Genomic DNA, 19,329 nt, shown 5'->3' with positions numbered 1-19,329 from the left:
CTGGGCAGCACCGGGAACGTCGGCGACGGGTCGGTTGTTGTGCCGGTCAGTCCGCCAGCAGCCGGCTGAGGATTCGGTCAGTTCACGGCCGGATCCGGACAGACCGGACGAGACCACGCAGGGGTGCGTACCCGCCGGGTGCGGCCGACTGCGCGGGGTGCCGACGTCCTGTCGGATCTCCCGGTTAGGCTCGCTGCGGCGCGCGGGCCGACCGACGACGTCGGACGCGGCACCACTTCGCCGAGACCGGGAGTACGACGAGTTGACCGCAGAGCCTGACACCCTGTACGGGGCCGATGACCTCACCCACCTGGAGGGGCTGGACGCCGTCCGTAAGCGGCCCGGCATGTATATCGGCTCCACCGACAGCCGTGGCGTGGGTCACCTCGTCAACGAGATCCTCGACAACTCCACCGACGAGGGTGTGGCGGGTCACGCGAGCCACGTCGAGGTGACGCTGCACGCCGACGGGTCGGTACAGGTCGACGACGACGGCCGGGGCATTCCGACCGATGTGCACGCCCGCTCCGGGCTCTCCGGCGTCGAGTTGGTGCTCACCCGACTGCACGCGGGCGGCAAGTTCGGCGGCTCGGGCTACAAGACCTCCGGCGGTCTGCACGGCGTGGGCGCCTCGGCGGTCAACGCGCTCGCCCGTCGGTTCGACGTCACGGTCCGCCGCGGCGGCAAGATCCACGCGATGTCGTTCCGGCACGGCGTGCCCGGCATCTTCGACGGTGCCGGGCCGGACGCCCCGTTCACGGCCGGTCCGGGGCTGCAGGTCGTCGGCGCGATGAAGCGCAGCCAGCGCACCGGCACCTCGATCCGCTGGTGGCACGACGCGCGCTACTTCGAAACGGGCGCGGCGCTCGACGTCGAGGCCGTCCGGATGAAGCTGCGCAACACGGCCTTCCTGGTGCCCGGCGTCAGCTACCTGCTCCGCGACCTCACCGCCGACGAGCCGACCGAGGAGAAGTTCCACTTCCCCAACGGTCTGACCGACATGGTGGAGTTCCTCGCCCCGGCCGGCGACCGGCCGGTCTCCGGCACCCTGCTCGTCAACGGCGAGGGGAGTTACCGGGAGAACGCCGCCGACGCCAACGGCGTGATGCAGTCCAACGTGCAGCGCCGCGCCGAGGTCGAGATCGCGCTGCGCTGGGGCACCGGCTACGAGCGCACCGTCGAGTGCTTCACCAACACCATCCGCAACGCGCACGGCGGCACCCACCGCAAGGGCTTCGAGCGAGCCCTGGCGCGCACCCTGGCCGACGCCGCCCGCAACACCCGCGGCCTGCTCCGGGCCAAGGAGGACGCGCCCACCCTGGACGACGTGCTGGAGGGGATGACCGCCGTGGTGCACGTGCGGATCCCCGAGCCGCAGTTCACCTCGCAGACCAAGGACGAGCTCTCCACCGCCGGCATCACGAAGGTCGTCCAGCAACTGGTGGAGCAGCACCTGAAGTCCTGGCTCGAGGACCGCAGGACCAAGGCCGAGGCGCGTACGGTGCTCCAGAAGATCGTCGACGCGGCCCGCGTACGGCTCACCCAGAAGCAGCAGAAGGACGCCGCGCGCCGCAAGACGGCGCTGGAGGGCGCCTCCATGCCGGCGAAGCTGGTGGACTGCCGGGCCACCGGCGTCGAGCGCAGTGAGCTGTTCATCGTCGAGGGCGACAGCGCGCTCGGGACGAGCCGGATGGCCCGCTCCTCGGAGTACCAGGCGCTGCTGCCGATCCGGGGCAAGATCCTCAACGTGCAGAAGGCGAACCTCCAGCAGGTGCTGGACAATGCCGAGTGCGCCGCGATTGTCCAGGTGCTCGGTGCGGGCTCGGGCCGTACCTTCGACCTGTCGGCGCTGCGCTACGGTCGCGTACTGATCATGGCGGACGCCGACGTCGACGGCGCGCACATCCGGACGCTGCTCATCACGCTCTTCGCCCGCTACATGCGTCCGCTGATCGAGGCGGGCCGGCTCTACGCCGCCATGCCCCCGCTTCACAAGATCACGACCAGGGGTCGCAGCCCGCAGACCGTCTACACCTACACCCAGGCCGAGATGGAGGCGACGGTCGGCCGGCTGGAGAAGGCCGGTAAGCAGATCGTGACACCCATCCCGCGCTTCAAGGGCCTCGGCGAGATGGACGCCGACGAGCTCTGGGAGACCACGATGAACCCGGCCACCCGCGCCGTCCGCCGGATCACCATGGACGACGTCGACGCCGCCGAGCGGATCCTCGACCTGCTGATGGGGGAGAAGGTCGAACCGCGTCGCAACTGGCTGATTGACTCCGCCGATCGGGTCGACCGCGAGGCGATCGACGCATGAGCGAGCTTTTGAGCGCCGGGTCCACCCGAGGGGAAAGCTGAGCATGGCACGCCGCAAGGAAACGAAGGTCGACCTCTCCGCGTTCGACCAGGCCGGGGCGCGGGTCTTCGACAACCCGCTGGTCACCGAGGTGTCGGACTCCTACCTGGAGTACGCCTTCTCGGTCATCCACTCCCGTGCGCTGCCGGACGCCCGCGACGGCCTGAAGCCGGTGCACCGGCGCATCCTCTGGTCCATGCACGAGCAGGGCCACCGCCCCGACCGCGGGCACGTGAAGTCCGCGCGGATCGTCGGCGACGTGATGGGTAAGTACCATCCGCACGGCGACGCGGCCATCTACGACGCCATGGTGCGGCTGGCGCAGGACTTCTCGCTCAACGCCCCGCTGATCGACGGGCACGGCAACTTCGGGTCGCCGGACGACGGCCCCGCGGCCGCCCGCTACACCGAGGCGCGGATGTCCCGCGAGGCGATGCTGCTCGTGGGCGAGCTCGGCGAGGAGACGGTCGACGTCGAGCCGAACTACGACGGCTCGTTGACCCAGCCGACGGTGCTGCCGGCCGCCTTCCCCAACCTGCTCGTCAACGGCGCGTCCGGGATCGCGGTGGGCATGGCCACCAACATGATCCCGCACAACCTGGCCGAGGTCGTCCAGGCCGCCCGCTGGCTGATCAACCACCCGGACGCCTCGCTGGACAAGCTGATGGAGTTCGTACCGGGCCCCGACCTGCCCACCGGTGGGCTGCTGCTCGGCCTCGACGAGGTGCGCCGGGCGTACGAGACCGGGCGCGGCGTGGTCCGGATGCGCGCCAAGGTGGAGATCGGCCCGCTGGAGGGCAGCCGCGGCCGGCAGGCGATCACCGTGGTCGAGCTGCCGTACGGCGTCGGCGGGGAGAAGGTCATCGCGGCGATCACCAACGAGGTCAACAAGACCAAGCGGCTGAGCGGGATCGCCGACGTGAAGGACCTCACCGACCGGGAGAACGGCACCCGCCTGGTCATCGAGTGCAAGGTCGGGGTGAATCCGCAGGCGCTCCTGGCCGACCTCTACCGGCTCACCCCGCTGGAGCAGTCCTTCGGCGTCAACAATCTGGTGCTGGTCGACGGGCAGCCGCAGACCCTCGGGTTGAAGGCGCTGCTGGAGGTCTTCCTGGCCCACCGCTACGAGGTGGTGACCCGACGCAGCTCCTACCGCCGCCGTAAGCGCGGGGAGCGGCTGCACCTCGTCGACGGCCTGCTGATCGCCCTGCTCGACATCGACAAGGTGGTGAAGCTGATCCGGGCCAGCGAGGACGCGGCGGCGGCGAAGGACGCCCTGATGCAGAAGTTCAAGCTCTCCGAGATCCAGGCCACCTACATCCTGGACACTCCGCTGCGCCGGCTCACCAAGTACGACCGTCTGGAGCTGGAGGCGGAGCAGGAGAAGCTCCGCGCCGAGATCGCCGAGTTGTCGAAGATCCTCGATGACCCGAAGGTGCTCCGGAAGCTCGTCTCGGACGAGCTGGCCGCCGTGTTGAAGCAGTTCGGCACGGCGCGTCGCACCACTCTGATCGACGGCGACCTCAAGGAGGTGCTGGCCGCCTCCGCGCCGGCCGGCCCGCTGGAGGTGGCCGACGACCCGTGTCAGGTCATCCTCTCCGCGACCGGGCTGGTGGCCCGGACCGCGGCCGAGTCGGAGGAGACCGCCGAGGGGCGTCGCCGGCACGGCCGGGTCAAGCACGACGTCGTACGCGCCAGCGTGCCCTCCACCGCCCGTGGCCGGGTGCTGCTGGTCACCAGCGCCGGCCGAGCGTTCAAGATCGATGTGCTGCCGCTGCCGGTGCTGCCCGAGCAGGCCGGCACGCTCTCGCTGCGCGGCGGGATGTCCGCCGCCGAACTGGTGCCGCTTCAGCCGGGGGAGTCCGTGGTGGGGCTGGCGCCGCTCGGCGCCGCCGCGGAGGGCTCACCGGGGCTGGCGCTCGGCACTCGGCAGGGCGCGGTGAAGGTCTGCGCGCCGGAGTGGCCGGTACGCGCCGACGAGTTCGAGGTGATCGGCCTGCGTGAAGGCGACGAGGTGGTCGGGGCGACCTGGCTCACCGACGGCGCCGAGGCGCTGACGTTCCTCACCTCCGAGGCGTCGCTGCTGCGCTTCCCGGCGAAGCTGGTCCGCCCGCAGGGCATCCGGGGTGGCGGCATGGCCGGCATCAACCTCCCCGGTGAGGCCCGGGTGGTCTTCTTCGGCGCGGTCCGCACGGACGACTCGACGCACGGGGAGCCGATGGTGGTCACCTCGACGGGCGCCACGGTCAAGGTGACTCCCTTCGCGGCGTATCCGGCGAAGGGGCGGGCGACGGCCGGCGTCCGCGCCCAGCGTTTCCTCAAGGGTGAGACCGACGTGGTGGTCGGCTGGGTCGGGCCGCGCCCGGTGGGCTCCACGGCGAACGGCGAGCCGGTCGAGCTGCCCGCCGCCGACCCGCGCCGCGACGGCAGCGGCTTCGCCGTGATGCTCGGCCCCACCGTCATCGGCCACCAGGTAGAACGCGACTGACCCCACCCTCCCCTCTTCCTCCCTCCCCCTGCCCGGGCTGATCATGAAGTTATCGCCCTCGTGACCGGCGTGTCCGAGCAATAACTTCATGATCACCGAGCGCACCGAGCGCACCGAGCGCACCGAGCGCAGGGCAGGGGAGGGGAGGGAGTGGGGGGTCAGAGTTCGGGTTCGGGGGCGGAGCGGGCCTGCTCGGCGGTGCCGCGCAGGCGGGCGATCAGCCGCATGCCGTGGTAGATCACCAGGGCGGCGGCGGTGCCGAGGGCGATGCCGTTGAAGGAGAGGTCGCCGGCGGTGAGGGTGTAGTTCGCCGCGCCGACGATCACCGCGACCGCGGCGGTCATCAGGTTCACCGGGTCATGGAAGTTCACCCGGTTCTCGATCCAGATCCGGGCGCCGAGGATGGCGATCAGCCCGTACAGGGCGGTGGTGGCGCCGCCGAGCACCCCGGCCGGCACGGTGAGGATCAGCGCGCCGAACTTCGGGCTCAACCCGAGCAGCACCGCGGTCAGACCGGCCACCCAGTACGCGGCGGTGGAGTAGACCCGGGTCGCCGCCATCACTCCGATGTTCTCCGCGTACGTGGTGGTGCCGGAGCCGCCACCCGAACCGGCCAGGACGGTGGCGAGCCCGTCGCCCAGGAAGGCCCGGCCCATGTCCCGGTCGAGGTTGCGGCCGGTCATCGCGGCGACCGCCTTCACGTGCCCGGCGTTCTCCGCGACCAGCACGAGGATCACCGGGATGACCAGCACCACGGCCCGCAGGCTGAAGCTGGGCGCGTGGAAGTCGGGCAGCCCGACCCAGGCGGCCTCCCGCAGCCCGGTCACCGCCGTCGGATCCAGCTCGCCGAGTGCGGCGGCGAGCAGCCAGCCGACCAGGACACCGAGCAGGATGGAGAGCCGGGCCAGGAAGCCGCGGAAGAGCACGGTGGCGAGCAGGATGGCAGCGAGGGTCACCACCGCGATGAGCGGCTGGGCCTTCACCCCGGTACCGGCGCCGCCGCCGTCCCACGCGACCGGGGCCAGGTTGAGCCCGATCAACGCGACGATCGCGCCGGTGACCACCGGCGGCATCAGCGCGTCGATCCACCGCGAACCGGCGAGCTGCACGACGACGCCGACCAGCGCGAGCGCCACACCGGCGACGACGATGCCGCCGAGGGCGGGGCCGAGGTCCCCGCCGGCCTTCGCCGCCAGCACCGGCGCGATGAAGGCGAACGACGAGCCGAGGTACGACGGCAGCCGGTTGCCGGTGATCAGCAGAAACAGCAGGGTGCCCAGCCCGGAGAAGAAGAGCGTGGTCGCCGGGGGAAAGCCGGTGATCAGCGGCACCGTGAAGGTGGCGCCGAACATCGCCACCACGTGCTGGACACCGATGCCCAACGTCCGGGGCCAGGAGAGCCGTTGGTCGGGGTGGACCACGTCGCCGGGGCGTACGGAGCGTCCGTCGCCATGCAACGACCAGGCGAACCAGCGCGAACGCGGCTCGGTGAGGGGTCGGGTCATCAGCACACCCTTCGTTCGTCATCGTGACGGGGGCGTGATCGACCCTGGACGTTTCTAGCAGAGGTCAGGTGCCTGAGCGGTGCTCGGGCAGGGCGGCGCCGACCGGCGGCGGTGGCTCAGGCGACCCCGGCGGGCCGGAACTGCACGCTCACCCGGGGGCCGACCGGTCGGCTGGTCTTCGGCACGGCGTGCTCCCAGGTGCGTTGGCAGGAGCCGCCCATCACCACCAGGTCGCCGTGGCCGAGCGGGAAGCGCAGGCTGGCGCCGCCGCCGCGCGGGCGCAGCAGCAGCGACCGCGGTGAGCCGAACGAGACGATGGCCACCATGGTGTCCGAGTGCGCCGACCGGCCGTGCGTGTCGCCGTGCCAGGCGACGCTGTCCCGACCGCTGCGATAGAGGCACATGCCGGCGGTGACGAACGGCTCGCCGAGCTCCGCGGCGTAGTGCCGGGTGAGCACGGTGCGCGCCTCGGTCAGCAGGGTGTGCGGCAGCGGGCGGTCGGGCCCGTACCAGCAGAGCAGGCGGGGCACGTCGACCTCGTTGTCGTACATCCTGCGGCGTTCGGCCCGCCACGGCACCTCCCGCAGCAGGAGGTCGAAGATCGCGTCCGAGCCGTTGACCCAGCCGGGGAGGTGGTCGACCCAGGCGCCCCGGGAGAGCTCGTGCCGGCGCAGCCGGCCGCCGAGCGGGTCGAGCGACGGCGCCGCAGCGGTGAGGTCCAGCATCGACGGCTGGTAGGCGACCTCGGACATGCACCCACCCTACCTGCCCCGTTGGAACAGGTGTACGAGGCCAGGCATCTTGTCGCCCGCCGGTCACCTGGCGCACACATGGATGTCGCCGAGCGTCGGCGGAACCTCCCTACGGTGAGTCGCCTCCGCCCCACCCGGCGGGCGACGCCAGGAGGAGGCGACCCGTGTCGAGCAGCTCCACCAGCACCGCCGTGGCGACCCCGCCGCCGGTTCCGCCGACGGCGGCGCCACCCGCCGGCCGCCGGCGCGCGCTCGTGGTGGCGGTCGCACTGCTCGCCGCCTGGGTCGTGCCCCTGCTGGCGTACGCGCTGCACGTGGCGGGGCTGCTGCCGCCGCTGGTGCTGGTGACCACCGCCGCGCTGCTGCGGGTCGGGCGGACCCTGCTGGACCGGCTGGTGCTCGCGGCGGCGCTGCTGCTCGGCGCGATCTGCGCCGCCGGCCTGCTCTTCTCGTACTGGCCGTGGGGGCTGCATCCGGTGCCGGTGGCGGGCAGCGCGTTGACCGTGCTGCTCGGCTACGCCCTGGTCACCGGAGTCCGGCCCCGCCTGCCGCGCCCGACGGCCGCCGACCTGGCCCCGGTGCTCGCGGCGGCGTTCGCGGCGCTCGCCCTCGCCTGGCCGTACCTGCGCGCCGACGGGCTGGCCGGCCGGTTGGCGTACGCGATGACCGGCGAGGACAACAGCCGGCACCTGGCCACCATGGAGGGCATCCGCGCGGTGGGCGGTTACCTCTTCGCGCACTCGGACGCGGCGGCCCGGATCGCGCCGGAGGGGATGGTCTACTACCCCCAGGGCTTCCACCTCACGGCCGCGCTGCTGGACACGTTCCTGCGCTCCTCGACCGCCCCGGGCGGGCCGGCGAGCACCCTCGACCACTACCTCGGCTGGGCGCTGGCGGCGTACGCCCTGCTGGTGCTCGCGGTGGTCTGGGCCGCCGGCCGGATCGCCGGGCGGCTGCTGGACCCGGTCCGGGCCTTCGCCCTGGCCGGCGCGGTGACCGCCCTCGCCCTCGGCTCCGAGCTGACCCGGTTCGTGGTCTACGGCTACCCGGGGGAGAGCCTCGGTCTGGCGCTGACCGCGATCCTGATCGGGCTGGTCTGCCGGCCGGTCGCCCGCACCGGCACCCAGCTCTGCCTGCTCGGGGCGCTCTGCGTCGGGATCGGCTTCGCGTACCTGATGTTCCTGCCGGTGGTCGGGGTGCTGGTGCTCGCCTGGCTGGTCCGGCACCGGCGGGCGGTGCGCCGCCGGCCGTGGCTGCTCGTGACGGTCGCGCTGGTCACCGCCGTGCTCACGCCGCTGCCGAGCGTGGCGGGGCTGCTCTTCACCGACCAGGTCGACAACGTGGCCACCGGCGGCGGCGTCTTCCCGCGCTACGACGCGTTCCTGGCGCTCGCCGGGGTGGTGGGCGCCGGGCTTGCCGCCGGTGGGCTGCGGTTGCCGGTCTGGCGTCGGTACGTCGGCGCGCTCGCCGCGACCGTCGCCTTCGCGCTCGGGTTCCGCATCTACTTCCAGGCGCTCGGCACCGATCCGCGCTACTACTACGGCAAGACCCTGCACCTGCTGCTGGTCGTCCTGCTCATCGGCCTCGGGGCGGTGCTGCTGCTGCGGCCCGTGCCGTGGCGTGCCGCGTCCCCGGCCGGCGCTCGCCCGCGGGCGGCGCGGCTGGCCCGGGTCGCCGTCGCGCTGTCGCTGGTGGCGGGCGCGGCGGGCGTGGCCGGCCTGCTGCGCGGCGGTGGCGTCTTCGCGCAGCCCTTCGGCAACCGGAGCACCACCTGGGCGCAGGCCTGGTGGTCGGGGACGCTGGACCGCCCCCGGCAGGCCGACGTGACCGTGCGGGCCCTCGCCCAGGCACCGGCCCGGCCCGGCGAGGTGACGGTGGTGGTCAGCGACCACCGGCGGGAGGGGTACCTGGAGACGCTCTTCGTCGCCACCCTGCAGGGCAGCCACGGCGACTCCGCTCCGGCGTTCTACAACCTTCCGCTCTCCGAGCCGGCCCGCAGCGCGGCCGTCGTCGCGGCCGAGAAGCGTCCCATCCGTTTCCTGACCACCAGCCCGGAGGCCGCCGCGGTGGTCGAGGAGCTGCTCACCGAACGGCCGGGGCTGCGGGCGCGGGTGACCGTCGAACCGCTGCGCTGACCCGCCGCCGCTGCTCGCCGCGACCGGCGTGCCGGGTGTCGCGGCGAGGAGCGTTCACCCCGGGACGGGTAGCCCCGACGGGCCGTCGCGTGAGCGGACAGCCCGACGTGCCATCGTTTGGGCAGGTAGCCCCGGCGTGCGGTCGCGTGGGCGGGCCGTGGCGACGATCGCCCCTCCGGCCGGATGGTGGTGGTGGCGCGGAGTCCGCTCCGGCTCAGGCCGGTACGGCGCCGAGGCGGGCCAGGACGGCCTCGGCCACCCGGCCCCGCCCGCGACCGTCCACCACCGACCAGGCCCGCGCGGAGAGCTCGGCGCGCCCGGACGGGGAGGTGAGCAGCTCGGCGAGGACCCGGCCCGCGTGCGCCCGGGCCGCCTGCCCCGCCACCGCGTCCTCGGTCAGCTCCGGCAGCACGCCGACCCCGGCGGCCAGCCCGTGCCGCACCACCCGGTGGTACGACTCCCGCTGGTTCTCGACCACGCAGACCAGTGCCGAGGGCGCACCGAGGCAGCACAGCTCCCAGGTGGAGGTGCCGGCGGCGCTGACCACCAGGTCCGCCGCCTGGATCAGCGCGGGTAGCGCGTCGGTGGGCGGGATCGGACGCAGCACCTGATCGTGCCCCCGGGGCACCTCGGCCAGCTCCGCGCCGATCTCCGGCCGTCCGACGACGACTGTCAGCTCCATCGGTAGCCCGGTCTCGAAGAGGAGCCGGGCGAGCACCGGGGCGGCACCGACCGCGTCGGTGCCGCCGAAGAAGGCGAACACCCGAGGGCGCGCCGCCTCGGTGGCCTGCCGGGGGGCCGGTGGCCGGGCGGCCACCACCGAGTCGCGGAGCAGGGCGTACTCGGCGCCGGCCAGCAGCCGGGACGCCGGGGCGTCGATCCGCGTGCCGAAGTTCTGGTCGAGGTAGAGGTCGGCGTCCTGGCCCCGGGTGTCACCGTCTACCACCGCGAGCGTGACCACGCCGGCGGCGCGCAGCGCGCCCGCCCCGGCCGGGTCCAGCTCGTACGAGTCGAGGACCATCACGTCCAACCGGTGCCGGCGGGCCGTCTCGACCAGCTCGGCCGGGGTCTGCGGACCCGGGTGCAGTGGGACGTCGCGCGCCGCGAGCTGCGCGGCGGCCCAGCCGACCGACTCGACCGAGCCGAACATCTCGACCCGGGCGCCGCGGGCGAGGAACTCCTCGCCGAGCGCGAGGGAGCGGACCAGGTGGCCGACGCCCCGCTGGGGGCCGGCGTCGCAGCGGAGCCCGACACGTACGGTTCTCAGGACTCCTCCAGCCGCTTCTGGCGTACGTCGGCGTTGAGCGCGCGCAGCGCCGGCTGCCCGTCGAGCCAGTCGGCGAGCTTCGCCAGCGGCACGCTGACGTCACCGAAGTGGTCGACGACCGCCCGGAGCAGGGCCCAGTCCTGCTCGGTGTCGAGCGTGAGCCGCAGCCCGGACCGGTCCGGGGTGAGGGTAACCCCGAGCACCCGGAACAGCTCCGGGTGGGTGTAGGCGTAAGAGGTGACGTGCACCCGGTGGTGGTCGGTGGCGAGCCGATCCAGCGTCCGCAGCGCCTCGGCGCGGATGATCTCCACGTCGAGCCCGCGCGGCAGCGTACGGGCGATCGAGGTGCTGGCGTAGTCGAGCCCGGGCACCGCCTGGTAGACCGAGGCCACCGTCGTGATGATCTCCGGGTCGAGCAGCGGGCAGTCGGCGGTGAAGCGCATGACCGCGTCCCCGGGGTGGGCGTCGAGCGCGCCGACGAACCGGCTCAGCACGTCGTCGACCGGGCCCCGATGGCACGGCACGGCGAGCCGCTCGCACTCGACGGCCACCGCGTCGTCCACCGCGTCGGTGCTGGTCGCCACCACCAGGTCGGCGAGCACCCCGCTGTCCCGGGCAGCCCGGACCACCCGGGACAGCACGCTGCGTCCGGCGAGCGGGCGCAACACCTTCCCCGGCAGCCGGGACGAGCCCATCCGGGCCTGGACGATCCCCACGATCCGCATCAGCGGCACCTCCACCCGTTCACTGCCCCTCCTGGGGCTTGGGCGCCAGCACCTCACGGACGCGGCGCTTGGCCGCGCGGGCCCCGCGCCGGGCGAGCCGGGCCGGGGTGATGGCGAGTCTGCCCACCTGGTAGCTCACCGAGCCGCTGAGCAGGTTGATCTTCACTTCGGCCCGGCGCAGCGCCCGCTCCCGCGAGGTGAGCAACTCCTCGGTCCACTTGAGCAGCGCCGTGAGCCGGGTCAGCTCCTCCCGCTGGCGCAGCCACGCCTCGCGTAGCTGCTGGTAGCTGCGGGGCCCGGCCGGCGGGTCGGTCGGCTCGACCGCGCGCAGCTCGCTCAGGAGCACGCCCCGCCCCTCGTTGTCCAGCCCGCGCACCGCGGCCGTCACGGCGGCCTCGGTCTCCACGGCCGCCGACACGGTCGCCCGGGCCAGGTCGTGGCCGGCCACCCCGCCCAGCACCACGGTGAGCCCCGCGATGTCCAGCGTGGAGGGCCATGGGTGGGCGTACCCGCCGGTGACCAGGGTGATGGCGAACCGCCGGAGCCCGCGGGCGAGCACCACCTCCGTGCGCAGCGGCGCCGTGGCCTGCCAGCTCGGGTCGAGCAGCGCGTACGCGCCGTCGGCGACCAGCACGTTGTCGACGGTCGCCAGCGCCACCGCGCCACCGAGCTCCCCGTCCGGGTCGGCCTGCCCGGCCAGCCAGTCCGCGTACCCGCGCAGCGTCCGGCGCAGCCCGTCCAGGTCCTGGCGCAGGGCGGTGTCGAGCAGCAGCGTACGCAGCAGCCGTCCCTGCGGCACCGGCTGACCGTCGAGCGTGGCCAGGTCGCGGCAGGCCGCCTCGCGGGTCGCGAAGGGCGCGGCCGGATTCTCGCTGCGCTCGGCCGGCGTCACCTGCCAACGCCACCCCTGCGGACCGGTCACGACCTCCAGCACGTCCGCCGCGGGTCCGGTCTGCAGCAGCGCCACCGGCAGCACCCTCGACGGCTCGCCGTCGACCGGCCCGGACGCCGGCGCCTTGGTCGCGAGCACGACCCAGCCCGGGGCCAGCGCGGCGCCGAGCCCGGTGTGCAGCGCGTCCACGGCGAGCCGGGCGGGGTCCTGCAGCACGGTGGTGGCGGCGAACCCGTTGCCGCCGGCGTCGTGCAGCACCGCGTCGAAGAGCCCGCACGTCGTTGCGGCGGCCAGCTCGTCGGCGTCGATCAGGGCCCGCCCGCCGACGTCGGGGTACGCCGCGAAGAAGGCGTCCGGTCGCAGGCCGGCCCCGGCCAGGCGGTCGCGCAGCTGCTCCCGGTTCGCCGGGTGGTCGACGTCCAGCACACCGGTCACGGTCCAGGCGGCGTCGTCCCGGCGGGCGTACCAGGCATCGGTGTCGACGAGCCGGCGCAGCCCCATCGGGTTCTGCGCCCAGAGCAGCAGGGTGCCGCCGGGGCGTAGCGCGCCGGTGAGCCGGGCGAGGACGGCGCCCCAGCCCAGCCGCGCCCCCTCGACCGACTCGACCGGGTCGAGCCCGGCGCCCGCGATCACCACGTCGAAGCGCTCGTCGTCGCCGAGACCGGTGGGGCCGCCCACCACCACCCGGGCGGCGCGCGACGCCAGGGCCGCCCCGTCGGGGTAGCCGCGCAGCAGGCAGGTGACCTCGGCGTGGGCGAGCCGGTCCAGCAACGCCGGGTCGTGCGGCCCGGCGACCAGCACGGCGGCTCCGGCCGGTACGACGCGCGCCGCCAGCGCCGCCAGCGCTCCCGCCGTGCCCGGACGCTGCTCCGGCAGGTCCGACCAGGTCAGCATCTCCCCGCCCGGGAGGACGATCCGGTCGGCCGGCGCCGTTTCAGTGGTCAACTGGTTCCTCCTGGAGATTCGCCCAGCCGAGCAGCTCGCGCAGCGCGGCCGGCGTGCAGCGGTGGTCGGTGCCCAACTCGTCCCGGGCTATCGCGACGGCGGTGGGGAGGTCGACCGACGCTCCGTGCAGCTCCGGCCACTGCCGACGGATCCGGGCGGTACCGCCGAAGGTGGGATCCTCGTCGGCGAGCACCATCGGGTCGCCGTAGACGGCCGGCTCGCAGCCCGCCGCGATGCCGTAGAAGATCGCGCTGGTCAGCCGGTTCGAGGCCACCCGACGGTGCCGGCGCAGTTCGACGAGCTGCTTGTCGAGGAAGTACGGGTCGGTGTCCTTCCACCAGTGCCCCCGGTAACCGTGGCAGATCACCCGGAAGCCGGCGTTCTCGTAGAGCCGCCGCACCCCGCGCATGCCGTACTCGTGCCAGTAGAGGCAGACGGTCACCGGACCCGGCTCGGTCTCTCGGATCAGCGCGATCAGCTTCTTGTGGTCGCCGTGTACGTGCTGCCCCTCCCAGCCGTGGAACGGGTACCAGATGGTGCCCTCCCGCTCCTCGGCCGGCGGGTCGTCCGGCTCCATCGCCAGCAGGTACGTGAAGGGCGCACCGATGACGGAGACGTTGCGCCGCCCCACGGACCAGGCGCGCCGCCGGGTCTGCTCCGACCAGAGCAGGCTCGGGGTGCGTTCGGCGTACGGGTGGCCGGGGGCCAGCCCGTCGCCGATGTTCCATCCGTGCTGGACGTAGCCGTTGATCCGCGGCGGGTGCCGGTCGCCCAGCCCCGCGTAGCGGGCCAGCACGTGGGCGTGGCCGTAGAAGTGGTTGGCGTGGTGCATCAGCGTCCCATCAGGCGGCGGCGGGCCGCGCCGTCCGCCCGCGCAACGCTGCGGCGAGCGCGTCCACGACCCGCTCCTGGTCGGCGTCGCTCAGCGTCGGGTAGAGCGGCAGCGAGAGCTCCTGGGCGTAGAACGACTCAGCCACCGGGCAGGACCCGCGCCGGTAGCCGAGGTCGGCGAAGGCCGGGTGCCAGTGCACCGGGATGTAGTTGACCTGCACGCCGATGCCAGCCTCGCGCATCCGGTCGTACACCTCGCGGCGACGCCCGTCGAGGATCCGGACGGGGTAGAGGTGCCACGCCGGCCGGGCCCAGGACCGCCGGCCCGGGGTGAGCACACCGGGCAGGTCGGCCAGGGCCTCGTCGTAGCGGGCCACCAGCTCGGCCCGGCGGGCGAGGAAACCGTCGAGCCGGCGCAGCTGGCTGCGGCCCAGCGCGCAGAGCACGTCCGGCAGCCGGTAGTTCAGCCCGAACTCGTGCACCTCCTGGTGCCAGCCACCCTCGTCCGGCCAGCGCTGCTCGTTCCGGTCCCGAACCAGCCCGATGTTGCGGAACCGGCGGGCCCGCTCCAGCAGCCGCGGGTCGGTGGCGGCGACCGCGCCGCCCTCGGCCGTGGTGAGGTTCTTGGTGGGGAAGAACGAGAAGGTGGTCAGGTCGGCGAGCGTGCCGACCGGCCGGTCCTTGTAGGTGGCGCCGATCGAGTGCGCGGCGTCGGCCAGCAGCAGCGCGTCCGAGCCGCCCATCGCGCTTCGCAGGGCGTCGTAGTCGGCCGGGTGGCCGGCGTAGTCGACCGCCGAGACGACCCGGGTACGTGAGGTGGTGGCGGCGGCGACGGCGGCCGGGTCGAGGGTGAAGGTCTCCTCCTCGACGTCGGCGAAGACGATCTTCGCGCCGAGCGCGACGGCGCTGCTCGCCGTCGCGACGAACGTCATGGGCGGGACGACGACCTCGTCGCCGGGGCCCACCCCGGCCGCCGCGTAGGCGACGTGCAGCGCCGCGGTGCCGTTGGAGACGGCGGCGCAGCCGACCCCACCGGCCCACTCGGCCAGGTCGGCCTCGAAGCCGTCGACCTGTGGGCCGGTGGTGAGCCAGTCGCTACGCAGGGCGGCGACGACGGCTTCGACGTCGTCCTCGGTGATCGACTGCCGACCGTACGGAAGCATCGCCATCACTGTTCGCTGAGTACGTGGCGGAGCTGCTCGACGCTCAGCCACTCGTCGTTGCTGTCGGACCGGTACGCGAAGTTGTCCGGCACCGGCTCGCAGTCGGCCGGCGGCTCGTAACCCCAGGTGGCGATCGTCGGCTGGACGATGAACCGGTCCGGGGCGCGCAGCGTCCGGCGGCTGTCGTCCAGGGAGATCATCTCTTCGTGCAGCTTCTCGCCGGGGCGGATGCCGACCTCGTGGGTGGTGGCGTCCGGGGCGACCGCCTCGACCAGGTCGAGGATCCGCATGCTCGGGATCCGCGGGACGAAGAGCTCGCCGCCCTGCATCTGGTCGAACGAGTCCACGACGAACTGGACGGCCTGCGGAAGGGTGATCCAGAAGCGGGTCATCCGCTTGTCCGTGATCGGCAGGCTCTTGCCCTCGGCGGCGAGCCGGCGGAAGAGCGGGACCACCGAGCCGCGGCTGCCGACCACGTTGCCGTACCGCACCACGGCGAACCGGGTCGGGTGGTGGGCGGCGTAGTGGTTCGCGGAGATGAAGAGCTTGTCGCCGACGAGCTTCGTGGCGCCGTACAGGTTGATCGGGCTGGACGCCTTGTCGGTGGAGAGCGCGATGACCTTCTTCACGCCCGCCTCGATGGCGGCGTCGACCACGTGCTGGCAGCCGGTGATGTTGGTGGCGATGAACTCCGACGGGTTGTACTCGGCGGTGTCCACCTGCTTGAGCGCCGCGGCGTGCACGACGTGGTCCACCCCGTGCATGGCCCGGGTCAGCCGGTGCCGGTCGCGGATGTCGCCGATGAACCAGCGCAGCCGCGGGTCGTCGCCCAGCTGCTGGCGCAGCTCGTACTGCTTGAGTTCGTCACGGGAGAAGACCACGACCCGGGCCGGGTCGGCCTCGGCGAGGACGTGCCGGAGGAAGGCCTTCCCGAAGGAACCCGTTCCCCCGGTGATAAGAATGGAAGACCCATTCAACTCTTTCAATTGCTTCTCCCGCGGTCGTGGTGGCTTACGGTCGGCGCCCGGCTGACGGAACGGATCGTGACGGTAGACCCGGTGGGTTAACACGCCAACGCACTCCCGTTAACTGCCGTCGCGGGCAAGGTGAATGCGGAATGCCGTCCAGGCGAACATCTCCTGTGTATTCCAGCGCAGGTGGTGAGGTCCCGGACCTCGGCTACACTCGGCCGGCACGCGTGGTCGTGCGTGCCTGTCACGGAGGAAAACAGTGGAACTGCAGCGACTGAGGACCGTCTTCCGAACCGCCCTGGAACTGCCCGAGGACGCTGAGGTGGAGAGTCTGGAATATCGCGGGATCGAGCAGTGGGACTCGCTCGCGCACATGTCGCTCGTCGCCGCGATCGAGGACGAGTTCGACGTGATGTTGGAGACCGACGAGGTTATCGATCTCAGTTCCTTCGACCGCGCCCGGCAGATTTTGGAAAAGCACGGGACCGTTCTCACCGATTGATCCCGCGGCCGGCTCCCGGAGAGTCGACGACGGGCCTGGTCCGCACGGACCAGGCCCGTCGCACGTGTCAGATCAGATCCCAGGAGAGCGGCGTCCCGCGCGAGACGTCACTGGCGAAGGTCCGCCCGAGCACCTTGTCCAGATCGGCCGGGGGCAGCCCGCCGGCGGGCCGGATCGAGCGGACGTTCGCCGCGGTCACCGGGTCACCGGCCCGTACGTCGGCGACGACGAAGAGGGAGCGGCGGAACCGCAACCCCTCGCGCTCGGTCGGGGTGGGGCCGATGTGGGTGGTGCCGAGCGCGGCCCAGGCCCGCTCCGACTCGACGGTGAGCGCGGCCAACTCGGCCGGCTCCAGCGAGAAGTCCGAGTCGACGCCGCCGTCGGTCCGGCGCAGCGTCACGTGCTTCTCGATCAGGCAGGCGCCGAGCGCCACCGAGGCGACCGGCACGCCGATGCCGGGCGTGTGGTCGGAGAGTCCCACGGGCACGCCGAACGTGTCGGCCAGCACCGGGATCCGGCGAAGGTTGCTGTCCTGCGGCGGCGCCGGGTAGGAGGCGGTGCAGGCGAGCAGCACGATGCCCCCGGCGCCACCCTCGCGGGCGGTCCGCACGGCGGCGTCGATCTCACCGACGGTGGCCATCCCCGTGGAGATCACCATCGGCTTGCCGGTGCTCGCCACGAGGCGGATCAGCGGCAGGTCCACCAGCTCCGACGAGGCGATCTTGTACGCCGGTACGTCCAGCTTCTCCAGCAGCTCCACGGCCGTGTGGTCGAACGGGGAGGAGAAGACCGTCAGCCCGTGCCGGCGGGCCCGCTCGAAGATCGGCTCGTGCCACTCGTACGGGGTGTGCGCCCGCTCGAAGAGCCGGTAGAGGTTCTCACCGCCCCAGAGGCCGTGCTCGTCGGAGATCCGGAACGCCTCCGCGTCCACGTCGATGGTGATGGTGTCCGGACGGTACGTCTGGAGCTTGAGCGCGTGCGCTCCGCTCGCCGCCACCGCGTCCACGATCTCCAGAGCCCGATCGAGGCTGCCGTTGTGGTTACCGGACATCTCGGCGACCACGAGGGGACGCTCTCCAGGGCCGACCCGGTGCGGCCCGATGCTGACTGTCATTTTCCTCTGCTCATCTCCGTCCAGACCACCTGATGCGGCCTGCCCTCGATCTCCCGCTCGTACTGCCGCACGACGCGGAAGCCGAACCGCCGGTGCAGGGCGAGCACCGGCTGGTTACTGGTCAACGTCTCGCCGCCGAGCGTGTGCGCGCCGAGCGTCTCGAACGCGTACGCGATCGCCGCCCGCTCCAGGGAGAGCCATGCCGGCAGCAGCTCGCCCCGCGCGTCCAGCCCGGCGACGTCGAGATAGAAACCCCAGGTGAGGGCCCGCTCCGGGGAGGTGAGGCCGGCGAAGGTGACGACCCCCGACGGGACGCCCCGGTGCAGGTGCATCAGCACCCGACGGTCCGGGTCGACCCGGGCCCGCGTCCACCAGGCGGTGTGCTCGTCCAAGCCGATCTCGTGGCTGGTCAGGCTCACCCCTCGAACCTGCGGGTGGTTACGCCACTGCAGCATCCGCCGCACGTCGCCGTCGTCGGCGGGGCGAAACCCCGCACCGGCCGCACTCTCCTCCTCGACCCGCTCGCGGTGCTCGCTCATGCCCGCACCGTCAGCACACCGGCCTGCTCGGCGGGGAGCGGCTGCCCGATCGACGCGCCCACGGTCTCCGGGTCGGTGTCGGCGTCCTCACCCGGACCGCCGTCGCGGGTGGCGCGCAGCCGGCCGGTCACCCGGTGCGCCTGCCGCAGGGCCGCGTACGCCAGGTAGTCGCCCCGCCCGACCAGCCGGTGCTTCAGCCCCGGAACACCGCCGGGCAGCGTGTAGCCGCGGGTCGGCAGGTAGCGGCGGTAGTGCTCGGTCACCCGCCGGAAGAAGGCCCGGCGCAGGTGGGGGTGGAGCCGGTCGTCGTTGCCCGCCACCACGAGGTAGTGGTTCACCATCAACCCGAAGAGGTCGGCCTGCAGCTGCTCGTCGGGGTGGCGCCGGCGCACCCAGTCCATCAGCCGCTCGTACTGGTCGAAGGCGTCGAAGTGCCGGCCGCTGCGGGTCGAGGTGATGGCCCCCTGCCGGCCCCGGCGGTACAGGTAGCAGACCCGGTCCAGCACCGAGATCTTCTCGGCGCCGATCAGCAGCGGGTGGCTGAACGGGATGTCCTCGTACCAGCCCGCGTGGAACCGCAGCCCCAGCTCGTCCAGGAAGCCGCGGCGGACCACCTTGTTCCAGGCGGTGTGCTGCACCCGCAGCAGCTGCGGGCGGTCGGCCAGCCGAACCACACCCGGCACGTCACGCAGCAGGTGGCTGCTGGCGTCGACCTCCCGCCGGCCGTCCTCGTGCACCCGGAGGTGATCGAGCAGCAGTACGTCCGGTTCGTGCTGGCGCAGCCGGTCCAGCACCGCGGGGATGGTGCCCGGCGGCAGCCAGTCGTCGCTGTCGACGAACCAGACGTACCGGCCGGTCGCCACGTCGAGCCCCGCGTTGCGGGCCAGCCCCAGGCCCACGTTCTGCGTCAGGTGCACGAGCCGGATGCCGGACCGGTCGGCCGCGTACGAGCGCAGCATCTCACCGCAGCGGTCCGGCGAGGCGTCGTCGACCGCGACCAGCTCGACCTGGTGCGCCTCGGCGGCCGGGATGTCGGCCCGAATCGACTCCAGGCACTGGTACAGGTAGGCCTCGACGCCGTGGACGGGCACGACGAGACTCAGCAGCGGGGCATGCGTCGGCTCATTGACCACGCCGCCAC

Annotated in this window: 15 protein-coding genes; 4 read left to right on the top strand and 11 right to left on the bottom strand. The window is 72.9% G+C overall.

Going from position 1 to position 19,329, the window contains the following annotated elements:
• Window positions 1–262: 262 nt before the first annotated feature.
• Together D7044_RS04655 and D7044_RS04650 are read left to right on the top strand one after the other, a co-directional pair.
• Entirely contained in the window at window positions 263–2,320 is a 2,058-nt protein-coding gene (locus D7044_RS04655; RefSeq protein ID WP_120688072.1) for a DNA gyrase/topoisomerase IV subunit B, read from the top strand.
• 43 nt (window positions 2,321–2,363) lie between these two features.
• The gene (locus D7044_RS04650) at window positions 2,364–4,847 is read left to right on the top strand and encodes a DNA gyrase/topoisomerase IV subunit A (protein ID WP_120688071.1); all 2,484 of its coding nucleotides are present in this window, start codon (window positions 2,364–2,366) and stop codon (window positions 4,845–4,847) included.
• 158 nt (window positions 4,848–5,005) lie between these two features.
• Here D7044_RS04650 and D7044_RS04645 read toward each other — a convergent pair whose 3' ends face one another.
• Window positions 5,006–6,352, bottom strand: a complete 1,347-nt coding sequence (locus D7044_RS04645) for a uracil-xanthine permease family protein (protein ID WP_120688224.1) — start codon at window positions 6,350–6,352, stop codon at window positions 5,006–5,008.
• A gap of 116 nt (window positions 6,353–6,468) precedes the next feature.
• Window positions 6,469–7,104, bottom strand: coding sequence for an alpha-ketoglutarate-dependent dioxygenase AlkB (locus D7044_RS04640; RefSeq protein ID WP_120682569.1), 636 nt, complete (start codon window positions 7,102–7,104; stop codon window positions 6,469–6,471).
• 164 nt (window positions 7,105–7,268) lie between these two features.
• On the opposite strand from D7044_RS04640, the gene D7044_RS04635 reads away from it, so the two are divergent.
• Window positions 7,269–9,239 (top strand): hypothetical protein, encoded by a 1,971-nt coding sequence (locus tag D7044_RS04635; RefSeq protein WP_120682567.1) that lies wholly within the window; start codon window positions 7,269–7,271, stop codon window positions 9,237–9,239.
• Window positions 9,240–9,453: 214 nt separating this feature from the next.
• On the opposite strand, the gene D7044_RS04630 is transcribed toward D7044_RS04635, so the two are convergent.
• The 6 genes from D7044_RS04630 to pseB are packed head-to-tail and all read right to left on the bottom strand — an operon-like array spanning window position 9,454 to window position 16,048.
• On the bottom strand, window positions 9,454–10,506 hold the full coding sequence (locus D7044_RS04630; protein ID WP_120682565.1) for a PseG/SpsG family protein: 1,053 nt from the start codon (window positions 10,504–10,506) through the stop codon (window positions 9,454–9,456).
• The gene (locus D7044_RS04625) at window positions 10,503–11,234 is read right to left on the bottom strand and encodes a cytidylyltransferase domain-containing protein (RefSeq protein WP_120682800.1); all 732 of its coding nucleotides are present in this window, start codon (window positions 11,232–11,234) and stop codon (window positions 10,503–10,505) included. Before D7044_RS04625 ends, D7044_RS04630 begins: the two co-directional genes overlap by 4 nt.
• A gap of 16 nt (window positions 11,235–11,250) precedes the next feature.
• Complete coding sequence (locus tag D7044_RS04620; RefSeq protein WP_120688070.1) at window positions 11,251–13,068, bottom strand: class I SAM-dependent methyltransferase; 1,818 nt, start codon at window positions 13,066–13,068, stop codon at window positions 11,251–11,253.
• Window positions 13,058–13,900, bottom strand: coding sequence for a hypothetical protein (locus D7044_RS04615; RefSeq protein ID WP_120682561.1), 843 nt, complete (start codon window positions 13,898–13,900; stop codon window positions 13,058–13,060). The genes D7044_RS04620 and D7044_RS04615 overlap by 11 nt, the downstream gene beginning before the upstream one ends.
• A gap of 10 nt (window positions 13,901–13,910) precedes the next feature.
• Window positions 13,911–15,062 (bottom strand): DegT/DnrJ/EryC1/StrS family aminotransferase, encoded by a 1,152-nt coding sequence (locus tag D7044_RS04610; protein ID WP_120682798.1) that lies wholly within the window; start codon window positions 15,060–15,062, stop codon window positions 13,911–13,913.
• 5 nt (window positions 15,063–15,067) lie between these two features.
• The gene (gene pseB, locus D7044_RS04605) at window positions 15,068–16,048 is read right to left on the bottom strand and encodes a UDP-N-acetylglucosamine 4,6-dehydratase (inverting) (protein WP_120688069.1); all 981 of its coding nucleotides are present in this window, start codon (window positions 16,046–16,048) and stop codon (window positions 15,068–15,070) included.
• Window positions 16,049–16,292: 244 nt separating this feature from the next.
• Between pseB and D7044_RS04600 the strand changes: the two genes are divergently transcribed.
• Window positions 16,293–16,535 (top strand): acyl carrier protein, encoded by a 243-nt coding sequence (locus D7044_RS04600; protein ID WP_120682556.1) that lies wholly within the window; start codon window positions 16,293–16,295, stop codon window positions 16,533–16,535.
• Between the two features lie 67 nt (window positions 16,536–16,602).
• Here D7044_RS04600 and pseI read toward each other — a convergent pair whose 3' ends face one another.
• Genes pseI through D7044_RS04585 form a run of 3 tightly spaced genes read right to left on the bottom strand, consistent with a single transcriptional unit; the run spans window position 16,603 to window position 19,321 of the window.
• Window positions 16,603–17,649 (bottom strand): pseudaminic acid synthase, encoded by a 1,047-nt coding sequence (pseI, locus tag D7044_RS04595; protein ID WP_120682554.1) that lies wholly within the window; start codon window positions 17,647–17,649, stop codon window positions 16,603–16,605.
• Window positions 17,646–18,188 carry a GNAT family N-acetyltransferase gene (locus D7044_RS04590; RefSeq protein WP_120682552.1) on the bottom strand — a complete coding sequence of 181 codons (543 nt, stop codon included), beginning with the start codon at window positions 18,186–18,188 and terminating at the stop codon, window positions 17,646–17,648. The genes pseI and D7044_RS04590 overlap by 4 nt, the downstream gene beginning before the upstream one ends.
• On the bottom strand, window positions 18,185–19,321 hold the full coding sequence (locus tag D7044_RS04585; RefSeq protein ID WP_120688068.1) for a glycosyltransferase family 2 protein: 1,137 nt from the start codon (window positions 19,319–19,321) through the stop codon (window positions 18,185–18,187). Before D7044_RS04585 ends, D7044_RS04590 begins: the two co-directional genes overlap by 4 nt.
• Between the last annotated feature and the right edge of the window lie 8 nt (window positions 19,322–19,329).

Origin of the sequence: Micromonospora musae (genome assembly GCF_003626635.1) — a bacterium.
GTDB lineage: Bacteria > Actinomycetota > Actinomycetes > Mycobacteriales > Micromonosporaceae > Micromonospora > Micromonospora musae.
Note: the sequence above shows the minus strand (reverse complement) of the source record. Positions and strands in the feature narration are given on the sequence as shown.